Source organism: Zeimonas sediminis (assembly GCF_023721795.1).
GTDB lineage: Bacteria > Pseudomonadota > Gammaproteobacteria > Burkholderiales > Burkholderiaceae_E > Zeimonas > Zeimonas sediminis.
This window is the reverse complement of sequence record NZ_JAMQYE010000001.1, coordinates 2,590,365-2,606,433: the sequence shown is the minus strand read 5'-3', so window position 1 is coordinate 2,606,433 and position 16,069 is coordinate 2,590,365. Positions and strand designations below refer to the sequence as shown.

At 71.8% G+C, this 16,069-nt stretch carries 18 protein-coding genes; 10 read left to right on the top strand and 8 right to left on the bottom strand.

Features of this window, described 5'->3' with window-relative positions:
• The first annotated feature begins 51 nt into the window (after nt 1-51).
• The 5 genes from M6I34_RS12350 (at nt 52) to M6I34_RS12330 (ending at nt 5,612) form a co-directional block, all read left to right on the top strand.
• Nucleotides 52-627, top strand: coding sequence for a LuxR C-terminal-related transcriptional regulator (locus M6I34_RS12350; RefSeq protein ID WP_272485976.1), 576 nt, complete (start codon nt 52-54; stop codon nt 625-627).
• Nucleotides 628-696: 69 nt separating this feature from the next.
• Nucleotides 697-1,974, top strand: coding sequence for an ArgE/DapE family deacylase (locus tag M6I34_RS12345; RefSeq protein WP_272485975.1), 1,278 nt, complete (start codon nt 697-699; stop codon nt 1,972-1,974).
• Nucleotides 1,971-3,143 (top strand): M20 aminoacylase family protein, encoded by a 1,173-nt coding sequence (locus M6I34_RS12340; protein ID WP_272485974.1) that lies wholly within the window; start codon nt 1,971-1,973, stop codon nt 3,141-3,143. The genes M6I34_RS12345 and M6I34_RS12340 overlap by 4 nt, the downstream gene beginning before the upstream one ends.
• A 130-nt stretch (nt 3,144-3,273) precedes the next feature.
• Nucleotides 3,274-4,209: a class I SAM-dependent methyltransferase gene (locus M6I34_RS12335; RefSeq protein ID WP_272485973.1), complete on the top strand. Its 936-nt coding sequence runs from the start codon at nt 3,274-3,276 to the stop codon at nt 4,207-4,209.
• Entirely contained in the window at nt 4,209-5,612 is a 1,404-nt protein-coding gene (locus tag M6I34_RS12330; RefSeq protein ID WP_272485972.1) for an APC family permease, read from the top strand. The genes M6I34_RS12335 and M6I34_RS12330 overlap by 1 nt, the downstream gene beginning before the upstream one ends.
• Here M6I34_RS12330 and gtdA read toward each other — a convergent pair.
• Together gtdA and M6I34_RS12320 are read right to left on the bottom strand one after the other, a co-directional pair.
• Nucleotides 5,585-6,622: a gentisate 1,2-dioxygenase gene (gene gtdA / locus M6I34_RS12325; RefSeq protein ID WP_272485971.1), complete on the bottom strand. Its 1,038-nt coding sequence runs from the start codon at nt 6,620-6,622 to the stop codon at nt 5,585-5,587. The two genes, M6I34_RS12330 and gtdA, sit on opposite strands and share 28 nt — an antisense overlap.
• A gap of 17 nt (nt 6,623-6,639) precedes the next feature.
• Nucleotides 6,640-7,842 (bottom strand): 3-hydroxybenzoate 6-monooxygenase, encoded by a 1,203-nt coding sequence (locus tag M6I34_RS12320; RefSeq protein ID WP_272485970.1) that lies wholly within the window; start codon nt 7,840-7,842, stop codon nt 6,640-6,642.
• A gap of 95 nt (nt 7,843-7,937) precedes the next feature.
• Here M6I34_RS12320 and M6I34_RS12315 point away from each other — a divergent pair, with 95 nt between their 5' ends.
• The 4 genes from M6I34_RS12315 to M6I34_RS12300 all read left to right on the top strand — a co-directional run bounded on the left by M6I34_RS12315 (nt 7,938) and on the right by M6I34_RS12300 (nt 10,991).
• Nucleotides 7,938-8,435: a MarR family winged helix-turn-helix transcriptional regulator gene (locus M6I34_RS12315; RefSeq protein WP_272485969.1), complete on the top strand. Its 498-nt coding sequence runs from the start codon at nt 7,938-7,940 to the stop codon at nt 8,433-8,435.
• 81 nt (nt 8,436-8,516) lie between these two features.
• A complete protein-coding gene (locus M6I34_RS12310) occupies nt 8,517-9,194 on the top strand; it encodes a GntR family transcriptional regulator (RefSeq protein WP_272485968.1) in 678 nt (225 codons plus the stop codon).
• A gap of 95 nt (nt 9,195-9,289) precedes the next feature.
• Complete coding sequence (locus M6I34_RS12305) at nt 9,290-10,111, top strand: phytanoyl-CoA dioxygenase family protein (RefSeq protein WP_272485967.1); 822 nt, start codon at nt 9,290-9,292, stop codon at nt 10,109-10,111.
• Complete coding sequence (locus tag M6I34_RS12300; RefSeq protein ID WP_272485966.1) at nt 10,104-10,991, top strand: phytanoyl-CoA dioxygenase family protein; 888 nt, start codon at nt 10,104-10,106, stop codon at nt 10,989-10,991. Before M6I34_RS12305 ends, M6I34_RS12300 begins: the two co-directional genes overlap by 8 nt.
• Nucleotides 10,992-10,998: 7 nt before the next feature.
• Here the strand turns inward: M6I34_RS12300 and M6I34_RS12295 are convergent, their stop codons facing one another.
• The 3 genes from M6I34_RS12295 to M6I34_RS12285 all read right to left on the bottom strand — a co-directional run bounded on the left by M6I34_RS12295 (nt 10,999) and on the right by M6I34_RS12285 (nt 13,636).
• A complete protein-coding gene (locus tag M6I34_RS12295) occupies nt 10,999-11,853 on the bottom strand; it encodes an enoyl-CoA hydratase/isomerase family protein (RefSeq protein WP_272485965.1) in 855 nt (284 codons plus the stop codon).
• Nucleotides 11,850-12,512, bottom strand: coding sequence for a cysteine dioxygenase family protein (locus M6I34_RS12290; RefSeq protein WP_272485964.1), 663 nt, complete (start codon nt 12,510-12,512; stop codon nt 11,850-11,852). Before M6I34_RS12290 ends, M6I34_RS12295 begins: the two co-directional genes overlap by 4 nt.
• A gap of 122 nt (nt 12,513-12,634) precedes the next feature.
• Complete coding sequence (locus tag M6I34_RS12285) at nt 12,635-13,636, bottom strand: YeiH family protein (RefSeq protein WP_272485963.1); 1,002 nt, start codon at nt 13,634-13,636, stop codon at nt 12,635-12,637.
• 118 nt (nt 13,637-13,754) lie between these two features.
• Here M6I34_RS12285 and M6I34_RS12280 point away from each other — a divergent pair, with 118 nt between their 5' ends.
• A complete protein-coding gene (locus M6I34_RS12280; RefSeq protein ID WP_272485962.1) occupies nt 13,755-14,189 on the top strand; it encodes a hypothetical protein in 435 nt (144 codons plus the stop codon).
• A 37-nt stretch (nt 14,190-14,226) separates the two neighbouring features.
• On the opposite strand, the gene M6I34_RS12275 is transcribed toward M6I34_RS12280, so the two are convergent.
• The 3 genes from M6I34_RS12275 to M6I34_RS12265 all read right to left on the bottom strand — a co-directional run bounded on the left by M6I34_RS12275 (nt 14,227) and on the right by M6I34_RS12265 (nt 15,934).
• The gene (locus tag M6I34_RS12275; RefSeq protein ID WP_272485961.1) at nt 14,227-14,598 is read right to left on the bottom strand and encodes an MliC family protein; all 372 of its coding nucleotides are present in this window, start codon (nt 14,596-14,598) and stop codon (nt 14,227-14,229) included.
• A 131-nt stretch (nt 14,599-14,729) separates the two neighbouring features.
• A complete protein-coding gene (locus M6I34_RS12270) occupies nt 14,730-15,635 on the bottom strand; it encodes a glycine/sarcosine/betaine reductase selenoprotein B family protein (RefSeq protein WP_272485960.1) in 906 nt (301 codons plus the stop codon).
• Nucleotides 15,636-15,637: 2 nt separating this feature from the next.
• Nucleotides 15,638-15,934, bottom strand: a complete 297-nt coding sequence (locus M6I34_RS12265; RefSeq protein WP_272485959.1) for a hypothetical protein — start codon at nt 15,932-15,934, stop codon at nt 15,638-15,640.
• Between the last annotated feature and the right edge of the window lie 135 nt (nt 15,935-16,069).

The window sequence follows — 16,069 nt, the reverse complement described above, 5'->3', positions numbered from 1 at the left end:
CGCTGTCATACCATCGGGATCCGGGGACCAGGATCCGAACGGTAGCCTTCCGTGGCCGCATCGAAAAGTCGTGAAACTACGCCATCGGGCGCCGACGCCGCCCTGTGCGCCGCGCTCGCGCCGCTCGGCATGTGCCTGTCCCGCGAGCGCGCGATCGCCTGGTGCAACGATGCCTTCGCGCGCATGTTCGGCTACGAGCGCGGCGAGCTCGAGGGCACGAGCCTGGAGCGCCTCTACCCGAGCAGCGAGGAGTTCGCCCGGATCGGCGAGCGCGGCCTGCGGGTCATGCAGGCCGGCGGCCAGTACGGCGACGAGCGCCTGATGCGCCACCGCAGCGGGCGCCTGATCTGGTGCCGGGTCCACGGCCGCAGCCCCGCCCCCGCCGAGCCGTTCGCGCTCGCGGCCTGGACCTTCGAGCCGCTGCCCGGCCACGCCGATCCGGGCGCGCTGACCCCGCGCGAGCGCGAGGCGCTGGCCGGCCTGGTGCGCGGCGAAACCAGCAAGGAGAGCGCCCGGCGTCTCGGAATCAGCCCCCGCACGGTGGAGAAGTACCGCGCCCGACTGATGGCGAAGTACCATGCGCCGAACGCCGCGGCACTCGTGCAGAAGGTGCTCGGCGTGCCCTGAGCCCGCGCGCCGCACGCATTCGGTCCGGCGCCGGGCGCCTTCCAGCAGCCAGCACCCAGCCCGAGACCCATGCCCGATCCAGCACTCACCCGCAAGATCCTCGACGCCGTGGACGCCGGCTTCGACGAGCAGATCCGCTTCACGACCGAGCTGGTCGCCAGCCCCTCGCTGCGCGGCCAGGAGGCCCCGGCCCAGGACATGATGGCCCGCGCGATGCGCGAGCGCGGCCTGGCCGTGGACCGCTGGAGGATCGAGGTCGACGACATCCGCCACCTGCCCGGCTTCTCGCCGGTCGCGGTGTCCTACGACAACGCGATCAACGTCGTCGGCACGCACCGGCCGGCACGCGGCGGCGGCCGCTCGCTGATCCTGAACGGCCACATCGACGTGGTGCCCACCGGCCCGCTCGACATGTGGACCGACCCGCCCTTCGCCCCGAAGGTGAAGGACGGCTGGCTGTACGGCCGCGGCGGCGGCGACATGAAGGCCGGCCTCGTCGGCAACATGTTCGCGCTCGACGCGCTGGCCCGCGTCGGCCTGGCCCCGGCGGGCGAGGTCTACCTGCAGTCGGTGGTCGAGGAGGAATGCACCGGCAACGGCGCGCTGGCCTGCCTGCAGCGCGGCTACCGCGGCGACGCGGCGCTGATCCCCGAGCCCTTCGGCGAGACGCTGATGAGCGCGCAGGTCGGCGTGATCTGGTTCCAGGTCAAGGTGCGCGGCCGGCCGGTGCACGTGATGACCGCGGGCTCGGGCGCCAATGCGATCGAGGCCTGCTTCCCGCTGGTGTCGGCGCTGCACGAGCTCGAGCACGCGTGGAACGAGCGCGGCCACCCGGCCTTCGCCGGACACGCGCACCCGATCAACTTCGTGCTCGCGAAGATCGAGGGCGGCGACTGGACCTCCAGCGTGCCGGCCTGGTGCACCTTCGACATGCGGATCGGACTGTTCCCGGGCCAGGACCTGACGGCGGCCCGCGCCGAGGTCGAGGCCACGATCGCGAAGGCCGCGGCGAAGGACCCCTTCCTGGCCAAGCACCCGCCCGAGGTCGTCTACCACGGCTTCATGGCCGAGGGCTGGGTGCTGCCCGAGGACACCGACGCGCAGCGCACGCTGGCCGCCGCGCACCAGGCGGTCACCGGCCAGCCGCTGCAGCCCTTCGCGAGCACCGGCACCACCGATGCGCGCTTCTTCGGCCTGTACGCCGACACCCCCGCGCTGGTCTACGGCCCGCGCGCCGAATTCATCCACGGCTTCGACGAGCGCGTCGAGCTCGAGTCGGTGCGCCGCGTCACCCAGGCCACCGCGCTGTTCATCGCCGACTGGTGCGGCGTCGAGGAGAGGAAATGACGACCCTGCCCCCCCTGATAGAGGAAAGCCACGCCGAGGTCACCGCCTGGCGGCGCGACATCCACGCGCATCCGGAGCTCGGCTTCGCCGAGAGCCGCACCGCCGAGCTGGTCGCCACGCGGCTCGAGTCCTTCGGCATCGAGGTGCACCGCGGCGTCGGCCGCACCGGCGTGGTCGGCGTGCTGCGCAGCGGCTCGTCGCCACGCACGATCGGGCTGCGCGCCGACATGGACGCCCTGCCGATCCAGGAAGCCAACACCTTCGAGCACCGTTCGCGCCACGAGGGGCGCATGCACGCCTGCGGCCACGACGGCCACACCGCGATGCTGCTCGGCGCGGCCAAGGTGCTCGCGGCGACCCGCAACTTCGACGGCACCGTGCACTTCATCTTCCAGCCGGCCGAGGAAGGCCTGGGCGGCGCGAAGGCGATGATCGACGACGGACTGTTCGAGCGCTTTCCCTGCGAGTCGATCTTCGGCATGCACAACCGCCCGAAGCTGGCGGTCGGCCGCTTCGCGGTGCGCGCCGGGCCGATGATGGCCGGCGGCGCCTTCTTCGACATCGACATCACCGGCGTGGGCGCGCACGGCGCGCGGCCCGAGTCCGGGGTCGACCCGATCGTGATCGGCACGCAGATCGCGTCGGCGCTGCAGACGATCGTGTCGCGCAACGTCGCGCCGGTGGACACCGCGGTGCTGTCGATCACCCAGTTCCACGCCGGCGACGCGTACAACGTCATTCCCCAGACCGCCCGGCTGTCGGGCACGGTGCGGGCCTTCTCGAACGCCACGATGAACATGATCGGCGAGCACATGACGCGCACCGCCGAAGGCATCGCCCAGGCGATGGGCGCGACCGCGAAGGTCGACTTCCGGGTCAACTTCGCGCCCACGATCAACGACCCGGCGCAGGCCGAGTTCGCCGCGGCCGTGTGCGCCGAGCTGGTGGGCGCCCACAACGTGGAGCGCGACCCGCCGCTGATCATGGCCAGCGAGGACTTCTCCTTCATGCTCGAGCGGGTGCCCGGCTGCTACCTGAACATCGGCAACGGCGATATCGAAGGCTCCTGCGAGGTGCACAACCCGGCCTACGACTTCAACGACGAGGCGATCCCGCTCGGCGTGGGCTTCTTCGTGCGGGCGGTCGAGCACAAGCTGGCGAAGGGCTGAAACAGCCCGCCGGTGTCGGCGCCGGTGCTCCGGCGGGGTGCCGATGCCGGGCTTCGCGCGGGGCTGATTTCCCTCCCATGGAAGTGGGACATTCGGGTCGCCCGCCCCGGCGCTTCCTAGACTGGAACGCATGAAACGCCGACGCGACTTCCTCGCCCTGTCGGGCGCCTCGCTGCTGCTGGGCGGACTGGCCGCGCCGCCTGCCGCGCTCGCGAGTACCCTGCTGGCCCAGGCGACCCGGGACTACCAGCCGCAGCGCGGCCAGTCCGGCAAGGACGTCATCTGGATCCCGACGCCCGACAAGCTGGTCACCCGGATGCTGTCGCTGGCACAGCTCGGGCCGTCCGATTTCGTCATAGACCTGGGCGCGGGCGACGGCAAGATCGTCATCGCAGCGGCGCGCGAATTCGGCGCCCGGGGGCTGGGTATCGAATACAACCCCGACATGGTCGAGCACGCCCGGCGAAATGCGCAGGCGGCCGGGGTGGCCGAGCGGGCGCGCTTCGAGAAGGCCGACATCTTCGAGTCCGACTTCTCGCCGGCCACGGTGGTCACGATGTACCTGCTGCCGCACCTGAACATGCGGCTGCGCCACCGGCTGATGGCGCTGAAGCCGGGCACCCGTGTCGTGTCGCACGAGTTCCGCCTCGGCAACTGGACGCCCGACGAGACCTCGCGGATCGGGAGCGCCTCGGTCCACCTTTGGCTGGTGCCCGGAAACTTCGGCGGAGACTGGCAGCTGCGCTTCATGCAGCGCAAGGGCCCGGCCGTGGCCACGCTGGCGGTCGAGCAGACCTTCCAGAACTTCCGGGGGCGCGTCGTCTTCGAGGACTTCGAGACCTCGTTCCGCGAGCCCAAGGTGCACGGCGACCGGGTGAGCTTCGCCTTCACCGACGAGGAGGGCCGGCTGCGCCGCTTCGAGGGCAGGTTCGACGGCGACAGCAGCGTCACCGGCACGGCCTACGACGGCGACGCCTCGTCGACCTTCGTCGCCACCCGGATCGGCAGGGCGCCCGCGATCGCCGGTTCGGCGCCGGTGCTCGACACCGAGATCTTCGAGAACTGATGGCGCCCGACAACCCTGCCCCGCAGCAGACACTGTCGCTGCGGCACGCGATCGCGATCATCGTCGGCATCGTCATCGGCGCCGGCATCTTCAAGGCGCCCTCGCTGGTCGCGCAGTTCACCGGCTCGCCGGAATGGATGTTCGCGGCCTGGGCGGCCGGCGCGCTGATCTCGCTGGTCGGCGCGCTGTGCTACGCCGAGCTGGCCGCCACCTGGCCGCACGCCGGCGGCGACTACCACTTCCTGTTCCGCGCCTACGGCCGGCGCGTCGCCTTCCTGTTCGCGTGGGCGCGCTTCTCGGTGATCACCACCGGCTCGATCGCGCTGCTCGCCTTCGTGTTCGGCGACTACATGAGCGAGATCCTGCGCCTGGGCCCGCACAGCGCTGCAATCTGGGCGGCGCTCGCGATCGTCGCGCTCACCTGGATCAACCTGCGCGGCATCCGCGCCGGCGCGGGCACGCAGGCCTGGCTGACGCTGGCCGAGATCGTCGGGCTGGTGCTGGTCGTCGTGGCCGGCCTGTGGCTGCTGGTCGGCGGCGACGCATCGACCGGCGGGGCGGCGGCCGCGTCGGCGCAGGCCGGCGCCGGCGGGCAGGGCGGATCCGGCGGCGCGCCGGGCTGGTCGGCATTCGGCCTTGCGATGGTGTTCGTGCTGCTCACCTACGGCGGCTGGAACGAGGCCGCCTACCTGAGCGCCGAGCTGAAGGACTCGCGCCGCAACATGCTACGCGCGCTGGTCGGCAGCATCGCGATCATCGCGGTGCTCTACCTGCTGGTGAACTGGGCCTACCTGCACGGGCTGGGCATCGAGGGCATGGCCAGGAGCAAGGCGGTCGCGGCCGACCTGCTCGGCGTCGCATTCGGGCGGGCAGGCGAGACGCTGATCGCGGTGATGGTCGCGGTGGCCGCGCTCACGTCGATCAACGCCACGATGATCGTCGGCGCGCGCACCAACTTCGCGGTGGGCCGCGACTGGCCGGCGCTGTCCGCGCTCGGTCGCTGGGACGCCGGGCGCGGCGTGCCGCTCAACGCGCTGCTCGCGCAGTCGGCGTTCGCGCTGGCGCTGGTGCTGCTCGGCAGCGGCACCCGCGGCGGCTTCCAGACGATGGTCGACTACACCGCGCCGGTGTTCTGGACCTTCTTCCTGCTTTGCACGGTGGCGCTGATCGTGCTGCGAGTGCGAGAGCCGCATGCCGAGCGCCCGTTCAGAGTGCCGCTGTACCCGGTGCTGCCGCTGGCCTTCGCGGCGGTCTGCGCCTACATGCTGTGGTCGTCGCTGGCCTATGTGCAGGTCGGCGCGCTGGTCGGCGTGGGCGTGCTGGTGGTCGGCGCGCTGCTGCTGTGGGGCGTCGACGCGGCGGGACGCCGGCGGGTTCAGGCCTCCAGTCTTTCCTCGCGGTAGAACCCGAGCTTCTCCTGCGCCACCCGGTCGGAGAACGAGAACAGCACCGTGTCCGCGCCGGCGCGCAGCCGGTAGGCCATCCAGCCCGGCACCACGAACACGTCGCGGGGCCCGAAGGTGAGCCGCTCGCCGCCGACCTCGACCGAACCCCCGCCTTCGACGCACACGAAGACCATGCCGTCGGTGGAGCGGAAGGGCAGCCCGTCGAAGCCCTTCGGCAGCAGCCGGATCATCGGCGCCATCGTAGGCATCGCCCAGCCGCCGTCGACCGGGTTCACGTAGCGCATCAGGTGGCCGACGTGCGGGTCGGGATCGCCGGCGCGGGTCAGCGCGTGCAACGCCTCGCGGGTGCGCGCGTACGGATAGTTGAAGATCGGCGAGTTCTGCGAAGCCGCCCGATAGCCGACCGGCAGCAGGCCGGCGCCGTAGCGGGCCAGCGCGTCGCCGGTGGGCCGGGTGATCTCGGCGGCCTCCTCGTGGTGGTCCTCGCGGAAGGTCGCGTTGTAGTGCGCGACCATCGGAATGTCGAGGCCGTCGAGCCAGACCATCGGTCCGTTGCCGTCGTTGCCGTGGTGGTGCCAGGTCCAGCCGGGGGTGATCACGAAGTCGCCGGGCTGCATCAGCGTCTTCTCGCCGTCGACCGCGGTGTAGGCGCCGCTGCCCTCAATCACGAAGCGCAGCGCCGACTGCGTGTGCCGGTGCGCCGGCGCGATCTCGCCCGGCATGATCAGCTGCAGGCCGGCGTACAGCGTGCCGGTGACCTGCGAGCTGCCGCGGAGCGCCGGGTTCTCGAGGATCAGCACGCGGCGCTCGGCCTCGCGGGCCGAGATGTGCTCGGCCGACTCCATCACGTAGGGCCGCACCTCGTCGTAGCGCCACAGGCAGGGCACGCCGACCGGAGTGGGATCCTTCGGCACCAGCGCCTTCAGGCGGGTCCACAGCGGCGCCATGCTGCGCGCGTCGAGCCGCTCGTAGAAGGCCTCGCGCCCGCTCGCGGATGCTTCGTTCATCGTCGTCTCCCGGTCGCTCAATCGGCCAGGCAGGTCTCGACCCGCCAGCCGTACAGCCACTCCAGCGCGTCGTAGAAGCGCTCGGGCGTGCGGCCCTTCCACAGGTCGTTGCGAACCAGGCGCTCGACCCCCTTCGCGTGGTAGATCCGGCCCATCTCGCGAGTGGACAACACGACGCGCGCGGTGCGGGTGACGCGCGAGCGCTCGTAGCGGCCGAAGGCGGTGACGAAGTCGCCGCCCTGCGCGCGCAGCGCCTCGCCCAGCGTGACCGCGTCCTCCAGCGCCATGCAGGCGCCCTGAGCGAGGTACTGCAGCAGCGGATGGGCCGCGTCGCCCAGCAGCGTGGCGCGGCCGTAGGACCATCGCGCGATCGGCTCGCGATCGGCGGTCGCCCAGCGCTTCCAGCTCTTCGGCAGCTTGAGCAGGCGGCGCGGCCGCTCGCAGATGCCGTCGAAGTAGGAGTTGACCTCCTCGGGGCTGCCGTCGGTCACGCCCCAGGTCTCCGGCTGGCGGCTGTGGAAGGTCACCACCAGGTTGTACTGCTCGCCGCCACGCAGCGGATAGTGGACCAGGTGGCAGTTCGGCCCGACCCAGATCGCCGGCGCGTTCCAGCGCAGGTCCTCGGGGAAGTCGTCGGCGTCGACCACCGCGCGGTAGACCACGTGGCCGGACACCCGCACGTCGTCGCCGACCAGGTGCTGGCGCACCACCGAGCGCACCCCGTCGCAGCCGATCAGCGCGGCGCCGCGGAACTCGTTGCCGCGCTGGTCGCGCACCGTCACGCCGTGCGCATCGTGGGCGATCGACTCGATCCGGGTCGAGGTGCGGAAGTCGATCAGGTCGGATTCCTGTACGCCCTCGAGCAGGGACTGGTGCACGTCGGCGCGATGGATCACCGCGTACGGGTTGCCGAAGCGCTTGCGAAAGGCCTCGCCGACCGGCACCGATGCGACCTCGCTGCCGTCGACCGCGTCCATCATGACCATGCGGTCGGTGAACACCGCGCGCGCCCTGGCGCGCTCGCCCACGCCGAGCGCGTCGAAGGCCGCGAAGGCGTTCGGTCCGAGCTGGATGCCCGCGCCGATCTCGCCGATGTGCTCGGCCTGCTCGAGGACGGTTGCGCGGCGCCCCTGGCGCGACAGCGCCAGCGCCGCGGCCAGGCCACCGATGCCGCCGCCCACGATCAGGACGCGGTCCGATTCGCCGTTCGTCGTTGCCATGCCTGCGGGCTCCGTTCCGGGGAGATCGTGAGTATACTCACGATATGTGCCCATTCTGGGCGCCCCACCCGGATATGTCAATCGACGGTCGATCGATGAGCCGAGACACGAGCCGCCGCACGAACCGCCCCGCGGCGGCGCCGCCGCTGGACGCGATGCCCGGCTACCACATACGCCGGCTGCAGCAGATCGCCGTGGCGATCTTCCTCGAGGAAGCTGCCGACTTCGGCATCACCCCGGTGCAGTACGCGGCGCTGACCGCGGCGCGCGAGCGGCCCGGCATCGACCAGCGCACGCTGGCCGGCGTCATCGGCTTCGACCCGTCCACGATCGGCGGCGTGATCGGGCGGCTGGAGAAGCGCGGCCTGGTCGCGCGTCGTGCCTCGCCGACCGACCGGCGCGTCCGGCTGGTGACGCTCACCTCCGACGGCGAGCGGCTGCTCGCCGAAGTGCTGCCCAGGGTCAGGGCGGCGCAGCGCCGGATCCTGGCGCCGCTGCCCGCCGCCGAACGCGAACGTTTCGTGGCCGCGCTTCGCACGCTCGTCGAGGCGAACAACGCGCTGAGCCGGGCGCCGCGGGATCCGGACGCCTGAGCGATTGCGCCCGCGGTCCGCCCGGCGCCTTGCCGCCCGGGCGCGCCGCACCGGTTTGCGGCGCTGGTAATCTGCGCCCCCATGAGCCCCACCGCCAAGTCCCGCAGGCCCGCCGCTCCCGGTCCGACGCTCAACGAAGAGGCGTACAGACGGCTGGAGGAGATGATCGTCACGCTCGAGCTCGAGCCCGGCTGCGTCGTGTCCGAGGCGGTGCTGAGCGAGCGGATCGGGATCGGCACGACGCCGATCCGCGAGGCGCTGCAGCGCCTCGCGCGCGAGTACCTGGTGCAGATCCTTCCTCGGCGGGGGGTTGTCGTCACCGGCATCGACGTTCGCCTGCAGCTGCAGGTGCTCGAGACGCGGCGCGAGCTGGACCGGCTGATCGCGCGCTCGGCGGCGCGGCGCGCCGGCGAGCGCGAGCGCAAGGCGATCGCCGGGCTCGCGGGGCGGATGCTGCGCGCCGGGAGAAGGGGCGACCTGCACGGCTTCCTGCGGCTCGACGACGAGCTGAATCACCTGGCCGCGCGCGCCGCTCGCAACGACGTCGCCGCGAACGCGGTCGCTGCGCTGCATGCGGTCTCGCGCCGCTTCTGGTTCCATCACCAGTCCGACAGCCCGCTGTCGGCCGAGACGGTCGCGCTGCACGCGGGCGTGGCCGAGGCGATCGGCAGCGGCGACGACGACCGCGCGGCCGCGGCCTCCGACGCACTGATCGACCACTTGTTCGAGTTTGCGCGCGGCACGCTGCCGGCAGCCTGAGCCGTCGCCCCGACCCGCTCCGACCGCCGGCGCGTGTTGCATCTGGCATGCCAGTGCTATACCATGACGCCAGGCAAAGTCACCGGAGGCCCGCCATGCGACTCACCGCCGAGCAACTCGCGCAATACGAACGCGACGGTTTCGTCGTGCTTCCCGACCTGTTCACGCCCGACGAAGTCGCATCGATGAAGGGCGAGCTGGCGCGCATCCAGGCGATCGACACCGACCACCTGGTCCGCGAGCGCAGCGGCGGTGTCGCCAAGACGATCTACCGCGTGCACGAGGCCGACGGGCCGACCGCATCGCCGATCTTCCACGCGGCGGCACGCAGCCCGCGCCTGCTGCCGCCTGCCAGGCAGCTCCTCGGCGACGAGGCGCTGTACGTCTATCACACGAAGTGCAACCTGAAGACCGCGATCGACGGTTCGGTCTGGCAATGGCACCAGGACTACGGCACCTGGCGAAACGACGGCGTGCCCGAGGCCGACCCGATGAGCACCGCGCTGCTGATGCTCGACGAGCCGACCGAGGCCAACGGCTGCCTGTACTTCATCCCCGGCAGCCACAAGGTCGGCCTGGTCGAGCCCGAGTTCGACGACCGCACCACCTCGTACAAGCTGTGGGTGGTGCCGAAGCAGCGACTGGTCGAGATCATGGAGAAGAGCCCCGAGCCGGTGCCGATCGTCGGCCGGCCGGGCACGGTGGTCTTCTTCCACCCGTTGATCCTGCACGCGTCGGGACACAACCTGTCGCGCTTCGATCGCTGGCAGGTCTACTTCGTCTACAACCGGGTGAGCAACCGGCCGATCGACGTGCCGAGCCCGCGTCCCGACTACGTGCGTTCGACGAACTGGGCCCCGCTGCGTATCGGCAGCGACGACCTGCTCGCTACCATGGGGGAAGCCTCGCATGCCTGACACGCTGCCCCAAGGTCGCCCCGCGCACCGGCCGGTGGTCGCGCCCGCACTGCTCGACGAGTACCGCGCGCGCGGCTTCGTCACGGTTCCCGGCATCCTCGAGCCGGCGCTGGTCTCGGCTCTGAAGCAGGCGACCGATCGCCTGTGGGAAGCGGGCCGCGGCCTGGCCGAGAAGACCCGCCACTACGACCTGTCGGCGGGGCACCATGCGGGCAATCCCCGGATCCGCCGCGTGTCGAGCCCGACCGAGCTCGACCCGGTCTTCGAGCAGGCCGCGTTCGACTCGGTGCTCGGCGACATCGCGGCCGACCTGATCGGCGGGCCGGTCAAGTTCTACCACTCGAAGATCAACTTCAAGCTGCCCGGCGGCGGCGAGGAGATCGGCTGGCACCAGGACTGGCCGGTGTTCCCGCACACCAACGCGAATCTCGTCGCGCTCAGCGTGCCGCTCACGCCCTCGCGCAGGGCCAACGGCTGCCTGCGCACGATCCCGGGCAGCCACCTGGGCGGCGCCCGCAGCCACTGGGCCGGCGGGCGCTACGTCCTGAACTGCAACGAAAGCATGACCGACGAGGAGCTCGCCGCCGCCGAGGACAGCGAAGTGGACCCGGGCGACGTGGTCGCCCACCATGGCCTGGTCGTGCACGGATCGGCGCCGAATCCCTCGCCCGACATCCGCACCACCTGGATCATCCAGTACGCGGCGGCCGACGCTTTCGCCTACACCGCGCCGGTGATCGACAGCCGGCACCGCAACCGGATGGTGCGCGGCGAGCCCGCGCGCCACGCCCGCGTGGAAGCGGGCGTGATCGAGCTGCCGCCCGATTTCAGTGCGGGGTACTCGTCGATCTATTCGTTGCAGACCGGGCGCGCGGGGTGAGCGGCCTTCAGCGCGCCCGCGCGCCGAGCTGCCGCGCGCGATAGGCCTCGATCCGCGCCTTCAGGCCCGGCCGGGCCGCCGACCTGACCAGGGCAGCGAGGTCCGCGTCCGCTGCGCCGTCGCGCACCGCGGCGCGCAGCGCGGCCCAGGTGGCGCGATCCACCGACAGCGGTTCGAACATGCCCGACAGGGCCGCTCCGGCATCGGGCGGCGCGGCATCCGGAGCGAGATCGCCCGATCCCGCATCTTCGCCAAGCACCGAGGTGGCGAGCCCCGACGAAAGGGCTTCGTCGGCGCCGATGGTCGTGCCCTCGCTCACCCACCGCAACGCAGTGGGCTCCCCGACCCGCTGCGCGAGCCGGCGCGTGCCGAGCACGATCCCGAAGCCTGCGCCAGGAAAGCGCAGGCTGGCGCCGGGAGCCAGCAGCCGAAGGTCGCAGGCCGCGAACAGGTCGGCGCCCGCGCCCATGATCCGGCCCTGGCCGATCGCCACGGTGCGCACCGGCGCGCGCCACAGCTGGTCGAGAAGGATCTCGATCCGCACGAAGCGGGCCAGCAGCGAAGCGTCGGTCTCGCCCTCAAGCCCGGTCAGGTCGAAGCCGGTGCAGAAGTGGCGCCCGCGCGCGCGCAAGACGGCCGTGTGAACCGACTCGTCGGCGGCCACGCGATCGAACGCGTCGATCAGTCCCTCGACGAGCTCGGCCGAGAGCGCGTTGCCCTTGTCCGCGCGCTCGAGGGTGAGCGCCGCGATGCCCGGACCGGCGGCATCCACCGAGACCGGTCCCGGCGCGACGCGGTCCTGGACGGAGGACGGCGCGCCGGCCACCACGGCCGTCGCGCCGCCGGACGCGCCCGCGCTCATCGGCCAGCCGCAGCGGCGCGCACGGCCGCCGACCGATCCCACAGGTTCGGCACCCGGTCCGAGGAGTAGCCCGACACGAAGTCCTTCGGGCTCCCGGTGGCCGGGTCGAAGACGTGGCGGCGCACCGCGCCGATGTTCGCGCCATACACATGGATGCTGATCGACGGCCGGTCGGCCAGCGCGTTGGCCACCACATGGACATCGCCGACCGTCGGCGACACCGCGTCGACCTCGCCCGGGCTCAGTGTGAGCTCGGGGCCGTCCGGCACCAGTCGGCCGTCGGGCTCGCGCTTCCAGCGCTGGCACAGCTCGGCGCCGCGCAGCATGCCGACCAGGCCCCAGACCGTGTGGTCGTGCACCGGCGTGCGCTGGCCGGGCCCCCACACGAAGCTGACCACCGAGAAGCGCTCCAGCGGATCGGCGTGCAGCAGGTACTGCCGGTAGAACTGCGGATCGGGCTGCGCACAGAACTCCGGCAGCCAGTCGTCGCGCGCGATCAGTTTCTCCAGGAGCGCGCGCCCCTGGGCCAGCAGCGCGGGCTCGTCTCGGGTGCGCTCGACGAGCCGGGTCATCGCGATCACGAACTCTCGCAGCGGCGCGATGGTATCCGGGGCCGCGGCGACGGCGGGGGCGGTCGCCGGGGCAGTCTTGTCGTTCATCTCGCTCTCCTGTGCCTTCGTTCTGCGTGCCCCGACGGGTGGCCGGGGTGGAATCGCAAGTCTAAACAGCCCGCGAGCCGCGGGCCGCCTTCGACGGGTCCGGCGCGCAAGGACGCGACGACTCAGCGGATCAGCAGCACGCCGCCCAGCACGACCGCCGCGATGAACAGCGTCTCGCCGACGATCATCACGACCGGCTGCCAGCCCAGCTCGGCGAGCTGCCGGAACGAGGTCTTCACGCCGAGGGCGGCGATCGCCACCACCAGGCACCAGCGGGACAGGTCGCCCAGCCATGCAGCCGCCGGCTTCGGCACCACGCCCAGGCTGTTCAGCACCACCAGCGCGATGAAGGCCAAAAGGAAGCCGGGCAGCAGCGGCGGCCGCGCCGCGCCTTCGGCGCCGCCCGCGCCACGATAGAGCTGCGCGAAGATCACCACGACCGGCACCAGCATCGCGACCCGCAGCAGCTTGACCAGCGTGGCACCGTCGCCGACCTCCGGCGAGATCATGAAGCCGGCGCCCACGACCTGCGCGACGTCGTGGATCGAGCCGCCGAGGAACACCGCCGCCCCGCGCGCATCGAGCCCGAGCGACTCGGCGATCAGCGGGTACAGCACCATCGCCACGGTGGACAGCGTGGTCACCCCGACCACCGTGAGCAGCGTGAACCGCTGCTGGTCCTTGCCCTGCGGCAGCACCGCCGAGATGGCCAGCGCGGCCGAGGCCCCGCAGATCGCGACCGCGCCGCCGGTCAGCAGGCCGTCGGCGGCCTGCCGGCGCAGCAGCCGCGCCAGCAGCCAGCCGAACAGGATCGTGCCGACGACCGCGACGACGACGATGGCCGCCGGCGCGGCGCCGAGCGCGGCGATCTGCTCGAGGCCGATGCGCGCGCCGAGCAGGGCCACGCCGAAGCGCAGGATCTTCTTCGAGGCGAAATCGATGCCCGCCTTCACGCGCGGGCCTTCGGCGGCGAAGTTGAACGCCATCCCGAAGAGCAGGGCGAACAACAACTGAGGGCCGTCGTAACGCTCGGCCAGGAAGCTCGCGGCCAGCGCGATGGTGACGGCGGTCAGCACGCCGGGAACGGCCGCGGCCGGGAACAGATCGCGTAGCTGGCGAATCATCGGGGTCGTCGTCGGGGGAATGTCCGCGCCGGGCTTTGCGCGTGCGCGCCGATCAGCGAGACTAACCCGTGGGGCCCGCAACGCGCGCGGCCAACGAGACCGACGGGAGCGATGGAAGATGATTGCGTTCCGAAACCGGCAGAACGGGCTCGCGGTGGCCTCGTTCGCGCTCGCCGCCGGCCTGGCGGCGAACCTCGCCGCCGCCGGGCCGTCCGCCGCTGCCCCCGACGCGCGGGCCGCCGAGATCGAGGCCCGCTACCAGCGCGAGCGCACCTTCTGCCTGGCCGGCCTGACCCACCAGGACCGGGCCGACTGCCTGCGCGAGGCGGCGGCCGCCCGCGCCGAGGCCCGCCGGGGGCTGCTCGCCGACCCGACGCCGCCATCGGAGTACCTGGAGAATGCGCTGCGGCGCTGCGCGGCGCTGCCCGAGGCCGACCGCGCCGACTGCGAGGCGCGGGTGCGAGGCGAGGGAACGGTGGAAGGCAGCGTGGAGTCCGGCGGGATCTACCGTGAAACCCGGACGCTGCTGCCGCCGGGCAGCAGCGGGAAGTGAGCGGCAGGGCCTCGCGAACGAAGCCCGCCGCGGCCGATCAGACCTTGCAGTCGTTGGCCAGCTGCTTGCCCTGCTTGGTGTCGAGCAGCATCGACTTGCCGACGATCACCAGCCAGGTCAGGCCCGACACGGTATCTTCGTAGCGCAATGCGCCGCTGCGGGCGTTCACCGCGCGCAGCGTGTAGTCGCGCTTGTTCCAGTTGACCACCGCCGACTGCATGTCGGGCGAAACCTCGCGGACGAGAACCTGGCGGTTCAAATCGCAGCGATACGTGCCCGCCGGGAACTTGAAGTTGTGCGGGTTGAAGCTGGCGATCTGGACCGGCTCCTCGTCGGCGGCGAACGCCGGCGCCTGGACGGCGGCGAGTGCGAGGCCGGCGGCGAGAATCGCGAAACTGATGGGACGCATGGTCGACTCCTCCGGGACCCTGTGTGCGGCGGACCCCTCGACAGCCCGGAGTGTACTGCCGGAGAACGGCCGGCGTCAGCCCCTCGGGAGCCGCGGAGGTCGCCGACCGACACCCCGGTTCCTGCCGTTCGTCAGCTTTCGGCCGCCTGCGGCGTCTCCCGGATGGAGCGCGCGATCTCCCTGGCGCGCTCGTTCTCGGCCCGCAGGCGGGCGATCTCGTCGGCCGGCACCCGGTCGACGTTGCAGTAGTCGAGCTTCCAGTCGGCATCGTCGCTCCAGCGCAGCGGCGACTGCAGGGTCGTGCGGGGCCCCGGTGCCGACTCCAGCAGCCCGAGCGCCAACTCCAGCGTGAGCGCCTGCGAAGCGGGGTCGTTCGGCCGCCCCGCCGCGTTCCCGAGCGGGAAGTCGCTGAACAACAGGCGCGGCACGCCGCAGTGCTCGACGATGTCCTTCGCGGTCCCCATCACGACGGTGGCGATGCCGGCGGCCTCGAGTTGCCGCGCCACGAGCGATACCGTCTGGTGGCAGACCGGGCAGTTCGGCACCAGGATCGCCGCGTCGGCGCCGTCTTCCAGGCAGCGCGCGACGATCTCGGGCGCGTCGACCTCGATCGTGTGCCGCTGGCTGCGGTTGGTCGGCGCGCCGTGGAAGCGCGGCGCGAGCCCGCCGATCCGCCCGGCGCGCGCGGCGTCGCGCAGCGCCTTCAGCGGGAACCAGCAGCCGGCGTCCTCCATGTTCGCGTTCTTGCGGTCGATGCCCACGTGCGCGATCCGCAGGTCGTGATCGCGCGAGGTGTCGCCCGAATAGACCTGGTAGAACTTGGCGGCGGCGTTGTAGGGCGCGCCGGGGCCCTGCGGCCCCTTGTCCGGCTGGTAGGGCGCCGCGGTGGTCACCAGAGCGACCCGGCATTCGGCCAGCGGCTTTCGCAGCGGCCGGTAGGGCGCGTCGTCGTGATGCGCCCACTCGTAGGGATTGCCGTAGCCGAGCGCGAGGTACCAGTCGCGCGTGCGCTGCATGTACGGGATCGGCCCCTGCACGTTCAGTGGTCCTCGGTGCGCGTGCGCTCGTCGTCGGCCAGCTGGCCGGTCTCGGGGTCGATCCAGTCGGGCACGCCCAGCACGTCCTCGGCCTCGTGGACCGCGTCGGCAACGTCGGCGACGTCGTCGCCGCCCTCCAGGTCATCGGCCGCCTGCATGTCGGCGACCGCCTCCATCAGGCTGGGGAAGGGGCCGTAATCGCGGCCGCCGTCGCGCGCCTGCCACCAGAAGCCGTCCGGGCGCTTGATGATCCGGGTCTCGTCGTACTCGGCTGGCGTGGTCGGGTTGTTTTGCGTCATGTCGTGCTTCCTCCAGATCGCAGGCCCATCTTAGCCGCCGCAGGGGGATCGCGCGACCCGCGAGAGCCCGGAACCAGGATGCCTGAACCTGCTGTCGATGCCTTTCGGCGCAAGCGTTGATGCCTGTCAACGCGA